This window comes from Streptomyces sp. CRN 30 (assembly GCF_034105845.1).
In genome coordinates this window covers 1-15,074 of the sequence record NZ_JAVRHI010000423.1, presented here as the reverse complement: position 1 = coordinate 15,074, position 15,074 = coordinate 1, and the positions used below count along the sequence as shown (strand labels likewise).

General features: G+C 74.1%; 12 protein-coding genes and 1 pseudogene. 7 read left to right on the top strand and 6 right to left on the bottom strand.

Annotation, left to right across the window (positions count from 1 at the left end; all coding sequences use genetic code 11):
- The coding region (locus tag UW392_RS46555) for a helix-turn-helix transcriptional regulator (protein WP_320781406.1) at window positions 1-377 on the top strand (377 nt) is incomplete at its 5' end.
- Between the two features lie 31 nt (window positions 378-408).
- On the opposite strand, the gene UW392_RS46550 is transcribed toward UW392_RS46555, so the two are convergent.
- Complete coding sequence (locus tag UW392_RS46550) at window positions 409-2,991, bottom strand: CHAT domain-containing tetratricopeptide repeat protein (protein ID WP_320781407.1); 2,583 nt, start codon at window positions 2,989-2,991, stop codon at window positions 409-411.
- 147 nt (window positions 2,992-3,138) lie between these two features.
- Between UW392_RS46550 and UW392_RS46545 the strand changes: the two genes are divergently transcribed.
- Genes UW392_RS46545 through UW392_RS46535 form a run of 3 tightly spaced genes read left to right on the top strand, consistent with a single transcriptional unit; the run spans window position 3,139 to window position 5,722 of the window.
- Complete coding sequence (locus UW392_RS46545; protein WP_320781405.1) at window positions 3,139-4,572, top strand: S8/S53 family peptidase; 1,434 nt, start codon at window positions 3,139-3,141, stop codon at window positions 4,570-4,572.
- A gap of 59 nt (window positions 4,573-4,631) precedes the next feature.
- Complete coding sequence (locus tag UW392_RS46540; protein ID WP_320781404.1) at window positions 4,632-5,207, top strand: sigma-70 family RNA polymerase sigma factor; 576 nt, start codon at window positions 4,632-4,634, stop codon at window positions 5,205-5,207.
- Window positions 5,204-5,722, top strand: coding sequence for a hypothetical protein (locus UW392_RS46535; RefSeq protein WP_320781403.1), 519 nt, complete (start codon window positions 5,204-5,206; stop codon window positions 5,720-5,722). The genes UW392_RS46540 and UW392_RS46535 overlap by 4 nt, the downstream gene beginning before the upstream one ends.
- A gap of 64 nt (window positions 5,723-5,786) precedes the next feature.
- On the opposite strand, the gene UW392_RS46530 is transcribed toward UW392_RS46535, so the two are convergent.
- The 3 genes from UW392_RS46530 to UW392_RS46520 form a co-directional block, all read right to left on the bottom strand.
- Window positions 5,787-7,010, bottom strand: coding sequence for a cytochrome P450 (locus tag UW392_RS46530; protein ID WP_320781402.1), 1,224 nt, complete (start codon window positions 7,008-7,010; stop codon window positions 5,787-5,789).
- A 94-nt stretch (window positions 7,011-7,104) separates the two neighbouring features.
- On the bottom strand, window positions 7,105-7,905 hold the full coding sequence (locus UW392_RS46525; RefSeq protein ID WP_320781401.1) for an N-formylglutamate amidohydrolase: 801 nt from the start codon (window positions 7,903-7,905) through the stop codon (window positions 7,105-7,107).
- 20 nt (window positions 7,906-7,925) lie between these two features.
- Window positions 7,926-8,438, bottom strand: a complete 513-nt coding sequence (locus UW392_RS46520) for an Lrp/AsnC family transcriptional regulator (protein ID WP_320781400.1) — start codon at window positions 8,436-8,438, stop codon at window positions 7,926-7,928.
- 61 nt (window positions 8,439-8,499) lie between these two features.
- Between UW392_RS46520 and UW392_RS46515 the strand changes: the two genes are divergently transcribed.
- Complete coding sequence (locus tag UW392_RS46515; protein WP_320781399.1) at window positions 8,500-9,495, top strand: DMT family transporter; 996 nt, start codon at window positions 8,500-8,502, stop codon at window positions 9,493-9,495.
- On the opposite strand, the gene UW392_RS46510 is transcribed toward UW392_RS46515, so the two are convergent.
- Entirely contained in the window at window positions 9,446-11,665 is a 2,220-nt protein-coding gene (locus UW392_RS46510) for an NADP-dependent isocitrate dehydrogenase (RefSeq protein WP_320781398.1), read from the bottom strand. The two genes, UW392_RS46515 and UW392_RS46510, sit on opposite strands and share 50 nt — an antisense overlap.
- Window positions 11,666-11,861: 196 nt before the next feature.
- A complete protein-coding gene (locus UW392_RS46505; protein WP_320781397.1) occupies window positions 11,862-12,947 on the bottom strand; it encodes a mechanosensitive ion channel family protein in 1,086 nt (361 codons plus the stop codon).
- Window positions 12,948-13,256: 309 nt separating this feature from the next.
- Between UW392_RS46505 and UW392_RS46500 the strand changes: the two genes are divergently transcribed.
- Together UW392_RS46500 and UW392_RS46495 are read left to right on the top strand one after the other, a co-directional pair.
- On the top strand, window positions 13,257-14,462 hold the full coding sequence (locus UW392_RS46500; RefSeq protein WP_320781396.1) for an AAA family ATPase: 1,206 nt from the start codon (window positions 13,257-13,259) through the stop codon (window positions 14,460-14,462).
- Window positions 14,463-14,554: 92 nt separating this feature from the next.
- Window positions 14,555-15,074: pseudogene (locus tag UW392_RS46495) on the top strand (hypothetical protein); the annotation flags it as partial.

Below are 15,074 nucleotides of genomic sequence, written 5' to 3'. Positions count from 1 at the left end.
ACCGGGCCGCCGCCCGGCTGGAGCGGCACGGCTACCTGCTCTACGCCGCCGAGGCGTACGCCCAGGCCGTACGGGCGCACCGCGACCCGAGCGCCGCGCGCACCGCCCGCACCCGCGCCGTCGCCCTGGCCCGCCGCTGCCAGGGCGCCCGCACCCCGGCCCTGGCCGGTCTGGTCCTCGGTGAACTCACCGCCCGGCAGCGGCAGATCGTCACCCTCGCCGCGGCCGGCCTCACCAACCGGCAGATCGCCGAGCGCCTCACCCTCTCCGTCCGCACCGTCGGCAACCACCTCTACGGCGCCTACACCCGCCTGGGCGTCACGGACCGCACCACCCTGCCGACCCTGACGAGGCCCCCGGAACCCCAGCCGGCCTGAACCCCGAACCGCCGGACCCCGAGCCGTCCCCCTACGCCGCGCCGAACGCCGAGAACGCCCAGCCCGTCGCCTGGTGGACGGTGTCGTTCGGCAGGGACGCGCGCGCGTCGCGGAGGGCTTCCGCCAGGGACAGGCCCGCGTCCAGGCCCTTGTGGAGGGCGAGCATCAGCGGGACGACCGCCGCGTCGTTGACCGGTGCGCTGCACGCCACCACACCCGCCGTGCCGAGCGGCAGCAGCGCGGTGACCAGACCGAGCAGCTCGTCCGCGCCGACGGATGCGAACCGGCCGGTGTCGCAGCAGGACAGGATGATCCGGTACGGACTGCGGTCCAGCCGTTCGAAGTCGTGGACGATCAGCGGACCGTCCGTCATCCGCAGCGACGAGAACAGCGGACTGTCCGCCCGGAACGTACCGTGCGCCGCGATGTGCGCCAGCGCGGCCCCGTCCAGCTCCCGCAGCACCCGCTCCACCCGCGCGCCGCCCTCCTCAAGCACCACCGGCGCGCCCCAGAGTCCCGTCCCGTACCCCTCCGCGAGCAGGGGCACCTCCGCGCCGCCGCTCGCCAGGCCGGGACCGCGGACCAGGACGTGCCGGCCCAGCGACGGCGGTGCCGTCTCCCGGGCACGCAGCCAGCTGCTCGCCGACGGCGAGACACTGAGGACCCGCTCGCGCAGCGACGGCAGCAGCGCCCACGGCACCCGGTGCAGCCGCCCGGGAGGGACCACCACGACCGGGCCGGAGCCCAGCTGCGCCGCCGCCGGACCGAACAGCAGCTCCTCCAGGCGGCGTCCGGCCGCCTCCACCAGCGGAAGCCGCGCCTCCGCCCCCGGATGCGCCAGCCGCCGCAGCCCGGCCTGGACGAACTCCGCCTCCCGCTCCGCCTCCGCCAGCAGCCCCGCCTCGAACCGCCGCACCCGCCCTTCCCCGCACAGCAGCACCTGCACCCGGCCGTCGAGCACCGCCAGCTCCACCAGCCGCACGTCGTCGCCGAGCGCCGTCAGCAGCCGGCCCACGTCGAACCGGTCACTGCCGCCCGGCGCCTCGCCCCGCATGTGCAGGGTCCGGGCGCGGATCTCCCGCTCCAGACGGCGCTGTTCCCGCTCCAGGGCCGCGACCGGACGGCCCTCCATCCGGGTCTCCTCGGCCCGCGCGGCGATCTCCCGGAACGCCGTCAGGTCGCTGAGCAGGACCGGATCGGCCGGCGGCCGGGTCGGCGGAGTCGCCAGCGCCGTCGCCCGCCACCGCTCGCTCCACACCAGCAGCCGCCGCGGCCCGCCCGACGCCAGCGACGCCTCCTGCGCCAGCGCCGCCAGCTCCGCGCCCTGCTGCGTGGCGCGGGCCCGCAGCTCCGACGCCCCGAGCGTCATCCGGTGGTCGTCCAGCACGTCCAGACCCCGCCGGCACGCCTCCAGCACCCCGCGCGTCGACCCCGCGGCCCGCGCCCGCAGCGCCTGCGCCGCCCAGCCCGTCACCCGCGTCAGCGCCGGCCCGCTGTGCCGGCCGCGCGCCGCACGGGCCAGATGCCGCTCCGCGTCCGCCGTCCAGCCCAGGCCGAGGGCGATCCGCCCGGCCAGCAGCGAAGCCTCCGGCGCGGCCGGCGCGCCGAACGCCGCCAGCCGCTCCGCCACCGCCGCCGCGTCCGCGACCAGCCGCCCCGAACCCCGCCCGGCCGCGACCCGCGCCTCGATCAGCACCAGCCGGGCGTGCGTCTCGTACCAGGTGCGCCGCTGCGCCGCGAACAGCCGCACGGCGACCGCGGCCCGCGCTATCGCCGTCTGCGCGTCACCGGCCAGCCGGGCCGCCCGCGCCGCGACCAGCAGCAGCTCGGCCTTGCGGGTGGACTGCCCGCCGATGCCGTCCAGTTCGGCGATCGCGGCGTCCGCCTCGGCCAGCGCCTCCGGCGCCAGCCCCGCCGCCAGCTTCACCTCGCAGCGCCGGATGTCCAGCATGAACGTCGGCGTGCCCAGCTCCGCGTACCGCTCCCCGGCCTCGTCGAGGAGCCTGAGCGCCGCAGGGACGTCCCCGGAACGGAACGCCGCCAGCCCCCGGCTCTCCACCGCGTCGGCCTTGTCGTGCTCCTGGTCCGTGGTGCCCCACAGCGCCTCCGCCGCCGTGAAGTCGGCCTCCGCGCGGTCCACCGCGCCGAGCGCCAGGTGCACCGTCGCACGCAGCGTCAGCGCTCGCGCCGTCCAGATGACGTCCCCCGCCTGCCGCAGCACGACTATGGCCCGCCGTACGTCCTCCAGCGCCTCCCCGTGCCGGCCCAGCACCCACCAGACGTACGCCCGCCGGTACAGCACCCGCGCCCGGGTGAGCCCGGTGCCGCGCGCCACCCCCCGCTCGAAGGCCGCCAGACCCTGCCGGGTACGGCCCGTGTGCACCAGCGCCACACCCAGCGTGGCCAGCACGTCCGCCTCCCGCTCCGGTGACTCCGCGCGGGCGGCGAGATCGCGGGCGCGCCGCAGATGGGCCAGGGCCAGCCGGGTGTCGCCGAAGTCCCGCTGCCAGATGCCGATCACCTGGTGGGCGATCGAGGCGTGCAGGGGCCGCGGAGCGGCCAGCAGTAGCCTTTCCGCCTTCGCCACAGCCTCGTTCGGGGCGGCGAACACCATCGGCAGCAGTTCGAGAACCGACTCGCTTCCCCCTGTCACCCCACGGATGGTAGTGGCACGAGAACATGTCACACAGATGTGAGTCTGTATCAATCGGCCTCCCGCGGGTTCTGATTGACGACCGCCGCTCCAGTGGGAGGACACGCCATGGCGCCACAGCGATTCCGAGAGCAGTTCGGCCAGATCCAGCGCTCGATGCCCGACGTCCCCCTGGCGATGGGCCCCGACGACTCCGCCGAGTTCCTCTACGAGAAAGGCGTCGTCCTCGCCCGCGACGGCGAGGAGGCACGCGTCGTCGAGGACACCGTGCGCGAGCACTTCACGGCTGTCCCGGAGCTCGACGCCGGCCAGGTGCGCCGGGCCGGCCCGGAGACCAACCGCTCCGGCATCACCCGCATCCAGGTCGGCGACCCCGGCGAGGGCACCGGGGCAGGCGACGCGGCCGTCGCCAACGCCCTGCGCTCGCTGCGCGCCGCCGAGGGCCGCGCGACCCGCCGGCTGATCAGCCGCAACCACGTCGTGACCATCGCCGTCAACGCCTGCCCCGGCGACGAACCCGTACCGGTGCCCCGCACCGACCCGCCGAACCCGGCGGCGGCGGACACCCCGTACGACGCCGCCTCGGCCGTCGGTGTCCTCGTCATCGACACCGGCCTCATGCGCGACTACCGCTCCTCCCCGCTGCTCGCCCACACCGACGGCGACCTCCAGGTCAAGGAGTGCGACGACGACGGTGTCCTGTGCCAGTACGTCGGCCACGGCACCTTCATCGCGGGGCTGCTCGCGGCCGTCGCCCCCAACACCGACATCACCGTCCGCAACACCCTGAACGACGCCGGCGCCATCCTGGAGTCCGAGTTCGGCGAGAAGCTCTTCGAGGCGGTCGACCAGGGCGGCTGGCCCGACGTCATCAGCCTGTCCGCCGGCACGCCCAACGGCCGCACCGACGGCCTGCTCGGCGTGCACGCCTTCATGGAGGAACTCCGCGACCGAGGCACCCTGCTGGTCGCCGCCGCCGGCAACAACTCCAGCGCCACCCCGTTCTGGCCGGCCGCCTACGCCGACCTGCCCGGCTGGGAGAACGCCGTGCTGTCGGTCGGCGCGCTCCGTGGGGACGGCGAGTACGGCGCCTGCTTCACCAACCACGGCGCCTGGGTGAAGGCGTACGCCCCCGGCGAGCGCCTCATCAGCTCCCTCACGGGGTTCGACACCCCCGTGCCCTACGTCTACCAGCACTCCACCTACGACGCGTGCCGGTTCGGCTTCACCTACTCCTGCACCTGCCGGACACCCCGGCACACCGGGCTGCTCAGCGACTCCGGCGACGCCCCCGGCAAGCCCGACCAGGTGATGTTCGAGGGGCACGCGCAGTGGAGCGGCACCTCGTTCGCCACCCCGGTGGCGGCCGGACTCGTCGCCGCGCACATGACCGCCCACCAGGAGAGCGCCGCGCGCGCCGCCCGCACCCAGCTGCTGGCCGGGAACACGGAGTACGCCGAGGTCCGTGGCGCGCACGTGCCGGCGCTGCGTCCGGCGACCTGGCGGCCGGTCTCCGTCGAACCCCCGGCCGACGCGGCATGAGGGGCGGAACGGCCCCCTCCACGGCGTACGATGGCGTGTCGTACTCGAGGGGTGGGGCCGTGGACCGTACAGATGTCGGGGCGCTCGTCCAGTCCGCCGCCGACGGCGACGCGGCGGCCTGGAAGGCGCTGGTGGAAGGGCTGGGACCGCTGGTGTGGTCCGTGGTGCGGGCACACCGGCTGTCCGACGCCGACGCGCACGAGGTGTACCAGACCGCCTGGTTCCGTTTCGCCCAGCACCTGGGGCGCATCCGGGAACCGGAGAAGGCGGGTTCGTGGCTGGCGAGCACCGCGCGCAACGAGTCCCTGAAGGTGATCAGGGCGGCCAAGCGGTGGACCGTCACGGACGATCCGCAACTGCTCGACCGGGTCAGCGAGGACCTCACGCCCGAGGAGTCCTTCCTCGACTCCGAGGAGGCCGCCGCCCAGAGCGAGCGGGTGCGCCGGCTCTGGCAGGAGTTCGAGGAACTGGGCGAGAAGTGCCGGCAGTTGCTGCGCGTGCTCATGGCGTCGCAGCCGCCCAGCTATCAGGAGGTGTCGGCGGCCCTGGGGATCGCCGTGGGCAGTATCGGGCCGATGCGACAGCGCTGTCTGAGGCGCCTGCGGGCGCGACTGGAGGCACGGGGGACGGCATGAACGACATGAACGGCACACAGGACGAGAACGACGGAACCGGCGGCAACGGCGGGACCGGCGACAGCACGGTGGCCGACGACGAGTTCGACGACTCGCTGCTGGAGGAGGAGCTGCGCCAGGCGGCGGGCATACTCGACCCGGTGCCGCCCGAGCTGAACCGGCTGGCCGTGGAGGCGTACGCGCTGCACGACCTGGAGGCGCGGCTCGCCGAGCTGACCTTCGACTCGCTGGTCGACGCGCTGCCGATCAGGGGGGAGACCGACCCGCCGCGGATGCTGACCTTCCGCGCGGGCGAGGTGAGCCTGGACGTGGAGGTGAGCGCCGACGGACTGTTCGGCCAGGTGATGCCGCCGCAGCCGGCCCGGATCGAGGTCCTCAGCGGCCCCCAGACGGCCCGCTCGCTCGCCGCCGACGACATGGGCCGCTTCACCGGCGACGTACCGCCGGCCGGCCCGTTCGCCCTGCGGCTGCGGGCGGGCGGTGAGGTCGTGATGACCGAGTGGATGCGGGCGTGACCGGCTAGGGCCTGTCGTCGGATCACCGGCTGCCGAGCGGCACCTGGCCTCTGGGCCGCGTCGGTCACCAGGCGCAGGGCAGGGTGCGCGGGCCGCGGATCATGGTCCTGCGCCGCCACTCCACCCCGTCGGCACCCGTCGCCAGGTGCAGGCCCGGCATCCGGTCGAGCAGGGTGCCGACGATCAGCTCGGTCTGCATCCGGGCGAGCACGGCGCCGGTGCAGTGGTGCGGTCCGTTGCCGAACGCCAGGTGCGGGTCGGGGTCCCGGTCCGGGTCGATCCGGTCCGGCTCGTCGAAGACCTCCGGGTCCCGGTTGGCGGCCAGGTAGGAGACGTAGACGGCGTCGCCCGCACGGATGCGGTGCCCGCGCAGCTCGACGTCCTCCAGGGCGATCCGGGCGAGCCCCACCGAGGAGCGGTGCGGGATCCAGCGCAGCAGCTCCTCCAGGACGGGACCCCGCTCCCCGGGCCGCTCCCGCATCCGCGCCATCAGCTCCGGCCGGGTGAGCAGCAGGTACAGCATCTGGCCGCTGTTGTGGGTCACGGCCTCGCCGCCGATCTGAAGCGGACCGGCCAGGCCGACCGCCTCCTCCTCGGCGACCTCGCCCCGGGCGACGGCCCGCCCGAGCAGCGTGTACACGTCCTCACCGGCGCCGTCGGCGCGCGCCCGGACGGTCTCGGTGATCCACCCGTAGAGGCTGGTCTTCGCGCGGTCGGCGCCCTCGACGCCGCCGGAGGTGGAGATGATCTCCCGGGTCCAGGAGTGCACCCGCTCCCGGTCGGCGGCGGGCACCCCCATGACGTCGCTGACCACGGCGATCGGGAACGGTTCGAGGACCCGCTCCACCAGATCCGCCGGCGGCCCGTCCCGCAGCACCCCGTCCACCAGCCCGTCCAGCATCTCCTGGGCGCGGGGCCGCAGCCGCCTCGTCGCGCCGACCGTGAACGCGCCGGCCACCGCGCGCCGCAGCCGGTTGTGCTCCGGCTGGTCGGCGAAGGCCAGCGAGCCGGGCCGCGGCTTGAAGTGCGGCGCCATCCGCGTGACCTGACGCCGCGTCACCTCGGCGCGGCCGAACCGCGCGTCGTTGGTGACCGTCCTGACGTCCTCGTACCGGGTGGCCAGCCACGCCCAGCCCTCGCCGAACGGCAGCCGGATGCGGGTCAGCGGCCCCTCGCGCATCAGCTCGGCGAGGACCGGGTCGAACTCCGTGCCCGTCAGGTCGGCGGCGGGCCAGTCCCGTACCGGGGGCGGTGCCGGATCGGTGCGCGTGGAGGTCTCCTGCGTCATGCCCCCACCCTCCCCGCGCGCCTCCCGCCTGTCGCGCGGAAGTGCTCCAGCCGGTGGTCGGGCCGACGACCGGCCGGGGACATGACACCGGCTCTCAGGCCGGGACGGCGTCCACGAGCGCGGCCAGCGCCGCCGCGAGCCGGGTCAGCCCCGGCCCGGCCGGGCCGCCCGGTTCGCTCATGTAGGTGTCCCGGCGGATCTCCACCATCAGCGCGCCGACCTCCGCCCGCTCGCCGTAGAACTCCAGCGGCACGTACGTCCCGCTGAACGGGCTGTCGAGCCCGGTCTCCCCGCACGGCGCGAACGCCTCCCGGGCCGCGGCGAGCAGCCACGGCGGCGTGTGGAAGGCGTCGGTGCCCAGGCAGACGGGCGGGCGCGGACCGTCGCCGTGCAGCTCGTAGGGGAGCCGCTCGGTGGGGTAGCTGTGCACATCCACGATCACCGCCCGGCCGGTGGCGGCGAGCCGGTCCGCCACCGCCCCGGCCATCGCCCGCGCGTACGGCCGGAAGTACCGCTCGACCAGCGGGCCCGGGTCGGTGTCCGCGGGCCGCAGGACCTCACCGTGCGTCGTACGGGTGTACACCGCGCCCATGCCGACGGCCGTCATCTCCTCCCGGCCGTCCGGGAAGCGCTCGGGGTCGACGACCAGCCGGGAGAGCCGGTTGACGAACCGCCACGGACGTCGACCGGCCCGCTCGGCGGCCTCCTCGGCGATCCGCGCCGTGTGCGCGTCGGTGATGTGGTCCAGCTCCCGCGCCAGCGTGTCGTCGTCGAGCACGATGCCCGCGCGGGCGTCGGCCGGGATCTCCCGGGCGGAGTGGGGGACGTGCAGGATCACCGGCGAGCCGGCGGCGCCGGGCAGCAGCGCGTAGGAGGGCGGGGTGCGGTCGGGCATCGGGGGCGGCTCCGGGGGAGTCAGCGGGCGGTACGGGGCGAGCGGGGGCGGCCGGGAGCCGCCGGCGCCGGTTCGATCCGGCGGGGCCGCACATGCTCGTAGACCATCGTGGTCTGCACGTCCGCGACCTCGCGGCGCTCGGTGAGGCGGTCGATGACGAACGCGTACACGCCGTCCACGTCGGGGACGGCGACGTGGATCAGGAAGTCGTGGCCGCCCGAGGTCACGAAGAGGCCGATCACCTCGGGCAGCCGCGCCGCCCACTCCCGGAACCCCTCGATGACCGGCCGGGCCGGCGGCCGGATGCGGACCGAGATCAGCGCCTGCACGGGCCGCCCGGCCGCGTCGAGGTCGAGCGCCGCGTGGTAGCCGGTGATCACACCGCGCTCACGCAGCAGCCGCACCCGTTCGAGGGAGGTCGACGGGGAGACCCCCGTCTTGGCCGCCAGGTCGCGGTTGGTCTGCCGTGCATCGTTCTGCAGCTCCCGCAGCAGGGCCCGGTCCAGCGCATCAAGTTCCACGGAAGCCAGCATACGCCGCACGACGTACGGCATGAGTCGGAAAGATCCGCACACCTGTCTAGTGTCCCCGGCCATGAACACACGGAACAACGGCCCGGTCCTCGGGCCGGGCCTGGTGCTGGCCGCGGCGGTGCTGTGGGGGACCGTCGGCCCCGCCCAGGTCCTGGCGGCCAGTGCCATGGCGCCCGCCGCCCTCGGCGGCTGGCGGCTGCTCGCGGGTGGACTGGTCCTCGCCGCTTTCACCGTCCGCCCGAGGACGCTCCGGACGCTCGCCGTGCCCGGCGTCCCGCGCCTGCTGCTGGTCTGCGCCGTCGCGACGGGCGTCTACCAGGCCGCCTTCCTCTCCTCCGTGGCGCGCAGCGGCGCGGCCCTCGCCACGGTGATCGCGCTCGGCACCGCCCCCGCCGCCACCGGCGTCTGCGCCCGCTGGGTCACCGGTGAGCGGCTGCGGGCCGCGTGGCTCGCCGGCACCGTCGCGGCGGTGGCCGGCTGCGCCCTGCTGCTGGCGCCGGGCAGCACCCGCGTCGACCCGCTCGGCCTGCTCCTCGCGGTGGCCGCCGGCACCTGCTACGCCCTGTACACCGTGTACGCCAAGAAGCTGGCCGACACCCACCCCGGCGTCCACCTGCCGACCGTCTCCGCGCTCACCCTGCTGGTGGGCTCCGTGCCGCTGCTGCCCTGGACGGCCGGGGACACCGCGCCGCTGGGCGACGGCGCGACCGCCGCTCTGATCGCCTGGCTGGTGGTGGCCACCACCGCCCTCGCCTACTGGCTGTTCACCGCCGGGCTGAGCCGCGTACGGGCGACCACGGCGGGCACGCTCAGCCTCGCCGAGCCGCTGGCCGCCGCCCTGATCGGCGTCCTCCTGCTGGACGAGCGCCTCGCACCGGCGGCGTGGGCCGGCTGCGGTCTGATGCTCGCCGGGATGGTCGTCATGTGCGTACCGCCCCGCCGGACGCACGACCGCCCCGGCCGGGGCGGAACCCGGGCGGGGCGGTCGTCGTCGTGGCGTGAGCCGGTCAGCTCAGGGACGCCAGCGCCTCGTTCCACGTCGCCGACGGACGCATGACCTCGGCGGCCTTGGCCGGGTCGGGCTGGTAGTAGCCGCCGATCTCGGCCGGGCTGCCCTGGACGGCGTTCAGCTCCTCGACGATCTTCGCCTCGTCGGCGGCGAGCTTCTCGGCGAGCGGGGCGAAGGCCTTGGCCAGCTCCGCGTCGTCGGTCTGCTTCGCCAGTTCCTGCGCCCAGTACAGGGACAGGAAGAAGTGGCTGCCGCGGTTGTCGATGCCGCCGACGCGACGGGTCGGGGACTTGTCCTCGTTGAGGAAGGCCGCCGTCGCGCGGTCGAGGGCGTCGGCGAGGACCTTGGCGCGGGTGTTCCCCGTGGCCTCGGCGAACTGCTCCAGGGACGGCACCAGCGCGAAGAACTCACCGAGGGAGTCCCAGCGCAGGTAGTTCTCCTTGACGAGCTGCTGCACGTGCTTGGGCGCGGAGCCGCCGGCGCCGGTCTCGAAGAGGCCGCCGCCCGCCATCAGCGGGACGACCGACAGCATCTTGGCGCTGGTGCCCAGCTCCAGGATGGGGAAGAGGTCGGTCAGGTAGTCGCGCAGCACGTTGCCGGTGACGGAGATGGTGTTCTCGCCGCGGCGGATGCGCTCCACCGAGAGCTTCGTGGCCTCCACCGGGGAGAGGACCCTGATGTCCAGGCCCTCGGTGTCGTGCTCCGGCAGGTACGCCTCCACCTTGGCGATCAGGTTGGCGTCGTGGGCGCGGGTCGCGTCCAGCCAGAAGACGGCCGGGTCGCCGGTGGCGCGGGCGCGGGTGACGGCCAGCTTGACCCAGTCGCGGATCGGGGCGTCCTTGGTCTGGCAGGCGCGGAAGATGTCGCCGGCCGAGACGGTCTGCTCGATGACGACGTCACCGGCCTGGTCGACCAGGCGGACCGTGCCGGTGACGGGGATCTCGAAGGTCTTGTCGTGGCTGCCGTACTCCTCGGCCTTCTGCGCCATGAGGCCGACGTTCGGGACCGAGCCCATGGTGGACGGGTCGTAGGCGCCGTTCGCGCGGCAGTCCTCGATCACGGCCTGGTAGACGCCCGCGTAGGAGGAGTCCGGGATCACCGCGAGGGCGTCGTGCTCCTGGCCGTCCGGGCCCCACATGTGGCCGGAGGTGCGGATCATCGCCGGCATGGAGGCGTCGATGATGACGTCGGAGGGGACGTGCAGGTTGGTGATGCCCTTGTCGGAGTCGACCATGGCCAGCTCCGGGCCCTCGGCCAGCTCGGCGTCGAAGGACGCCTTGATCTCGGCGCCCTCCGGGAGGGACTCCAGGCCCTTGTAGATGCCGCCGAGGCCGTCGTTCGGGGTGAGGCCCGCGGTGGCGAGGGCCTCGCCGTACCGCGCGAAGGTCTTCGGGAAGAAGGCGCGCACGACGTGGCCGAAGATGATCGGGTCGGAGACCTTCATCATCGTGGCCTTCAGGTGCACCGAGTACAGGACGCCCTCGGCCTTGGCGCGGGCGACCTGCGCGGTGAGGAACTCGCGCAGCGCGGCGACGCGCAGCACGGAGGCGTCGACGACCTCGTCCTTCTTCACCGGGACCGACTCGCGCAGCACGGTGGTGGTGCCGTCGTCGCCGACCAGCTCGATGCGGAGCGCGCCGTCCTCGGCGATCACCACGGACTTCTCGGTGGAGCGGAAGTCGTTCTCGCCCATCGTCGCGACGTTCGTCTTCGACTCGCCGGACCAGGCGCCCATGCGGTGCGGGTGGTTCTTGGCGTAGTTCTTGACCGAGGCGGGGGCGCGGCGGTCGGAGTTGCCCTCGCGCAGCACCGGGTTGACCGCGGAGCCCTTGACCTTGTCGTAGCGGGCGCGGATGTCGCGCTCCTCGTCGGTCTTCGGGTCGTCCGGGTAGGCGGGCAGCGCGTACCCCTGGCCCTGAAGCTCCGCGACCGCGGCCTTGAGCTGCGGGATCGACGCCGAGATGTTCGGCAGCTTGATGATGTTGGCCGCGGGGGTCTTGGCCAGCTCGCCCAGCTCGGCGAGGGCGTCCGGGATGCGCTGGTCCTCGGTGAGGTACTCCGGGAACACGGCGATGATGCGTCCGGCCAGCGAGATGTCCCGGGTCTCCACGGGAACGCCCGCCTGCGAGGCGTACGCCCGGATCACCGGCAGGAAGGAATACGTCGCCAGGGCCGGGGCCTCGTCAGTGTGCGTATAGATGATGGTCGAGTCAGTCACCGGTGCTCCGCTCCACGTCTGCAACATTGCTCGACATCAAGATATCTCGTGGGCGGCCCGGTCTCGACAGGGGTCCGCCGCGGAGTTCCGCGTGACACCGGCTCCCGGCCGCGTCCCCGGCCGGGGAGCCGGTCGTGTCCCCGGTCGGGAGCCGGTCGTGTCCCAGACCGGCTCCCGGTCTTGTCCCGGTCGCGTCTCAGTCGCGCAGTGGCCGCGGCGCGTCGTCGGCCGCGCGCTGCTGCGGGAAGACCACCGCGCCCTGCTGGAGGGCGACGGTGCGCGCGGGGGAGGGGATGCGGATGCCCTCGGCGCGGTAGCGGCGGTGCAGCCGCTTGATGAACTCGTGCTTGATCCGGTACTGGTCGCTGAACTCCCCGACGCCCAGGATGACCGTGAAGCCGATCCGCGAGTCGCCGAAGGTGTGGAAGCGGATTGCCGGCTCGTGCTCCGGGACGGCACCGGTGATCTCCGTCATCACCTCGGTGACGACCTCGGCGGTCACCCGCTCCACCTGGTCGAGATCACTGTCGTAGGCGACGCCCACCTGGACCAGGATGGTCAGCTCCTGCTCGGGCCGCATGAAGTTGGTCATGTTGGACTTGGCGAGCTGTCCGTTGGGGATCACCACCAGGTTGTTGGAGAGTGCGCGCACGGTCGTCTGCCGCCAGTTGATGTCCTCGACGTAGCCCTCCTCGCCGCTGCTGAGCCGGATGTAGTCCCCGGGCTGCACGGTCTTGGAGGCGAGGATGTGAATGCCCGCGAAGAGGTTGGCCAGGGTGTCCTGGAGGGCCAGGGCGACCGCGAGACCGCCCACGCCCAGCGCGGTGAGCAGCGGCGCTATGGAGATGCCGAGGGTCTGGAGCACCACCAGGAAGCCGATGGCGAGGACCAGTACCCGGGTGATGTTGACGAAGATCGTGGCCGATCCGGCGACCCCGGAGCGGGACGCCGTCACCGTCCGGACCAGTCCGGCGATCACCCGGGCCGCCGTCACGGTCACCACGAAGATCAGCAGCACCGTCAGCACCTGGTTGACGGCGTGCTGGACCGGCCGGGCCAGCGGCAGCGCCGCCGCCGCGCCCGCGACACCGGCGCTGACCGCTGCCCACGGCGCCACCGTGCGCAGCGCCGCCACGATGACGTCGTCGCCGCCCCAGCGGGTGCGGCCGGCGTGCCCGGCCAGCCACCGCAGGCCCGCGCGCAGCAGGAAGGCGGCCAGGACACCGGCGACCAGCGCGATGCCGGCCGTCACCAGGTCGTGCACGGCGAGGTCGCGCGTCACCGGTCACCCCCGGGAACGCGAGCGGCGGCGAGTACCCTCGCCGACGGCCGGATGCGGAGTGTCGTCACAACGTCACCTGCTCGTTCTCGAAAAACGGTCGACCGCGCCGCCACGTACGGCAGTTCGAGCGGCACGGTCGCTCATCCTGCCGCATCGCGGGCGGTGCCCCGCACCGCGTGGGCCGGGCCCGTACGAACGACGGGCCGCACGGCACCGCACCCGAACCGGCCCCGCTACGACGGCTGTCGAGCGCCGACGGTCCGGTCGCGTTATCTTGCTGGCAGTTCACCGGCAGGGGGGTTTTCGCACATGGGGGCGCGGGACGCGCGGGACACGGCCGCGAGGCTGCGGGCGATCAGCGGCGAGCTGTCGGACCGCTTCTACGAGCGGGACGACGTGGTCCGGACACTGGTGGTGACCCTGCTGGCCGGGCAGCACTCGCTGGTGCTGGGCCCGCCCGGCACGGCCAAGTCCGAGCTGGCGCGGGAGCTGACGGGCCGGATCGACGGCGCGTCGTACTGGGAGATCCTGCTGTCGAAGTTCACCGCGCCGACGCGGATGTTCGGGCCCATCGACGTCGCCGCGCTGGCCCGCGGCGAGTACCGGCAGGTTTACGACGGCCGGGCCACGACCGCGCACGTCGCCTTCATCGACGAGATCTTCAAGTGCTCCACGGCCGCGCTCAACGAGACGCTCGGCTTCCTCAACGAGCGGATCTACCACCCCGAGAACGGCGGCGAACCGGTCCGCTGCCCGCTCATCGGCGCCATCACCGCCAGCAACGAACTGCCCACCGGGGAGGAGACCGCCGCCATCTACGACCGGCTCCTGGTCCGGATCGAGGTCGGCTACCTCGCCGATCCCTCCAACTTCGCGGCCCTGGTCCGCTCCGCCGTCAGCCCCCCGGCCGCCCCGACGCGGACCACCGTCGGACTCGACGGACTGCGGCACGCCGTGGACGAGTCCGTCCCGGCCGTCGCCGTCCCCGAGACGGTCGTCGACGCCGTCTGCACCCTGCGCGCCGCCCTGCGCCGCAAGGAACTCGTCGCCTCCGACCGCCGCTGGCGGCAGGCGGTGCGGCTGCTCCAGGCGTCCGCCTGGCTCGACGGCCGCCCGGCGGTCGCCGAGACCGACCTCTCCGTGCTGACCCACGTGCTGTGGGACTCCCCGGCCCAGCGGCCCACCGTGGAGCGGGAGATCCTGCACCTGGTCAACCCCGATGCCAAGGAGGCCCTCGACCTCGCCGACCTCGTCGAGGAACTGGAGACGCAGCTCGACTCCATGGCCGGACAGTCCCGCGAGGCGCTCAGCTCGTGGGTGATCACCCACGCCCACAACAAGCTCGCCGTCGCCGGGCGGCGGCTGGAGCGGCTCCGCGCGGAGGCGGCCGGCGCCGGACGCTCCACCGCCACCATCGACCGGGTCACCGTCCGCCAGCGCGCGGTCCGCGCCCGCGTCCTCACCGAGGCCCTCGGCATGGACGCCGCCACGGTCGAGGAGCAGCTCCGGTCATGACGGCGGTGCCGGAAGGAACCGGTCCGCGCACGGCCGCGGAGCCGACGGACCTCCAGGAACCTATGGACTCCGAACCCATGGACCCCGAACCCATGGACCCCGAACCTACGGACCTCCAGGAGCTGACCGGCCGTGCCGGGCCCTGGCTGGCCGCGTCCGCGGCGCCCCCCGCCCGGCACACCTCCGCCGTGCGCGCGGACCCCTACTCCCGGATGACCTGGCAGGACACCCGCGGCCGGGCCGCCGCCCTGGGGGAACTGGCCGAGGAACTGGGGGCCCGGCACGCCCACGCCGAGGAGCTGCTGGGCGACATGTTCCTCACCGCCTACCAGGCCGCCCCCCGGCTGCGCGACCGCGCCGAGATGGACCCCTCCCGGCTGGTCGGCCACGCGATCGTCACCGCGCTCGTGGAGGCACCGGAGTTCGCCGCCCTGCACCGGGAGACGGCCGGCGACCCCTACGCCGCCGCCCTCGCCGTACTCGCTCAGGCCGCCGCCGTACGCCGGATGCTGGACCGGCTGCGGGACGCCCGGGAACCGGCCGAACGGGCGCGGCGCGCCGGACGGGACGCGGAGGAAGCAGCGGCCGGCGTCGGCGAGGCGCTCCGGCAGG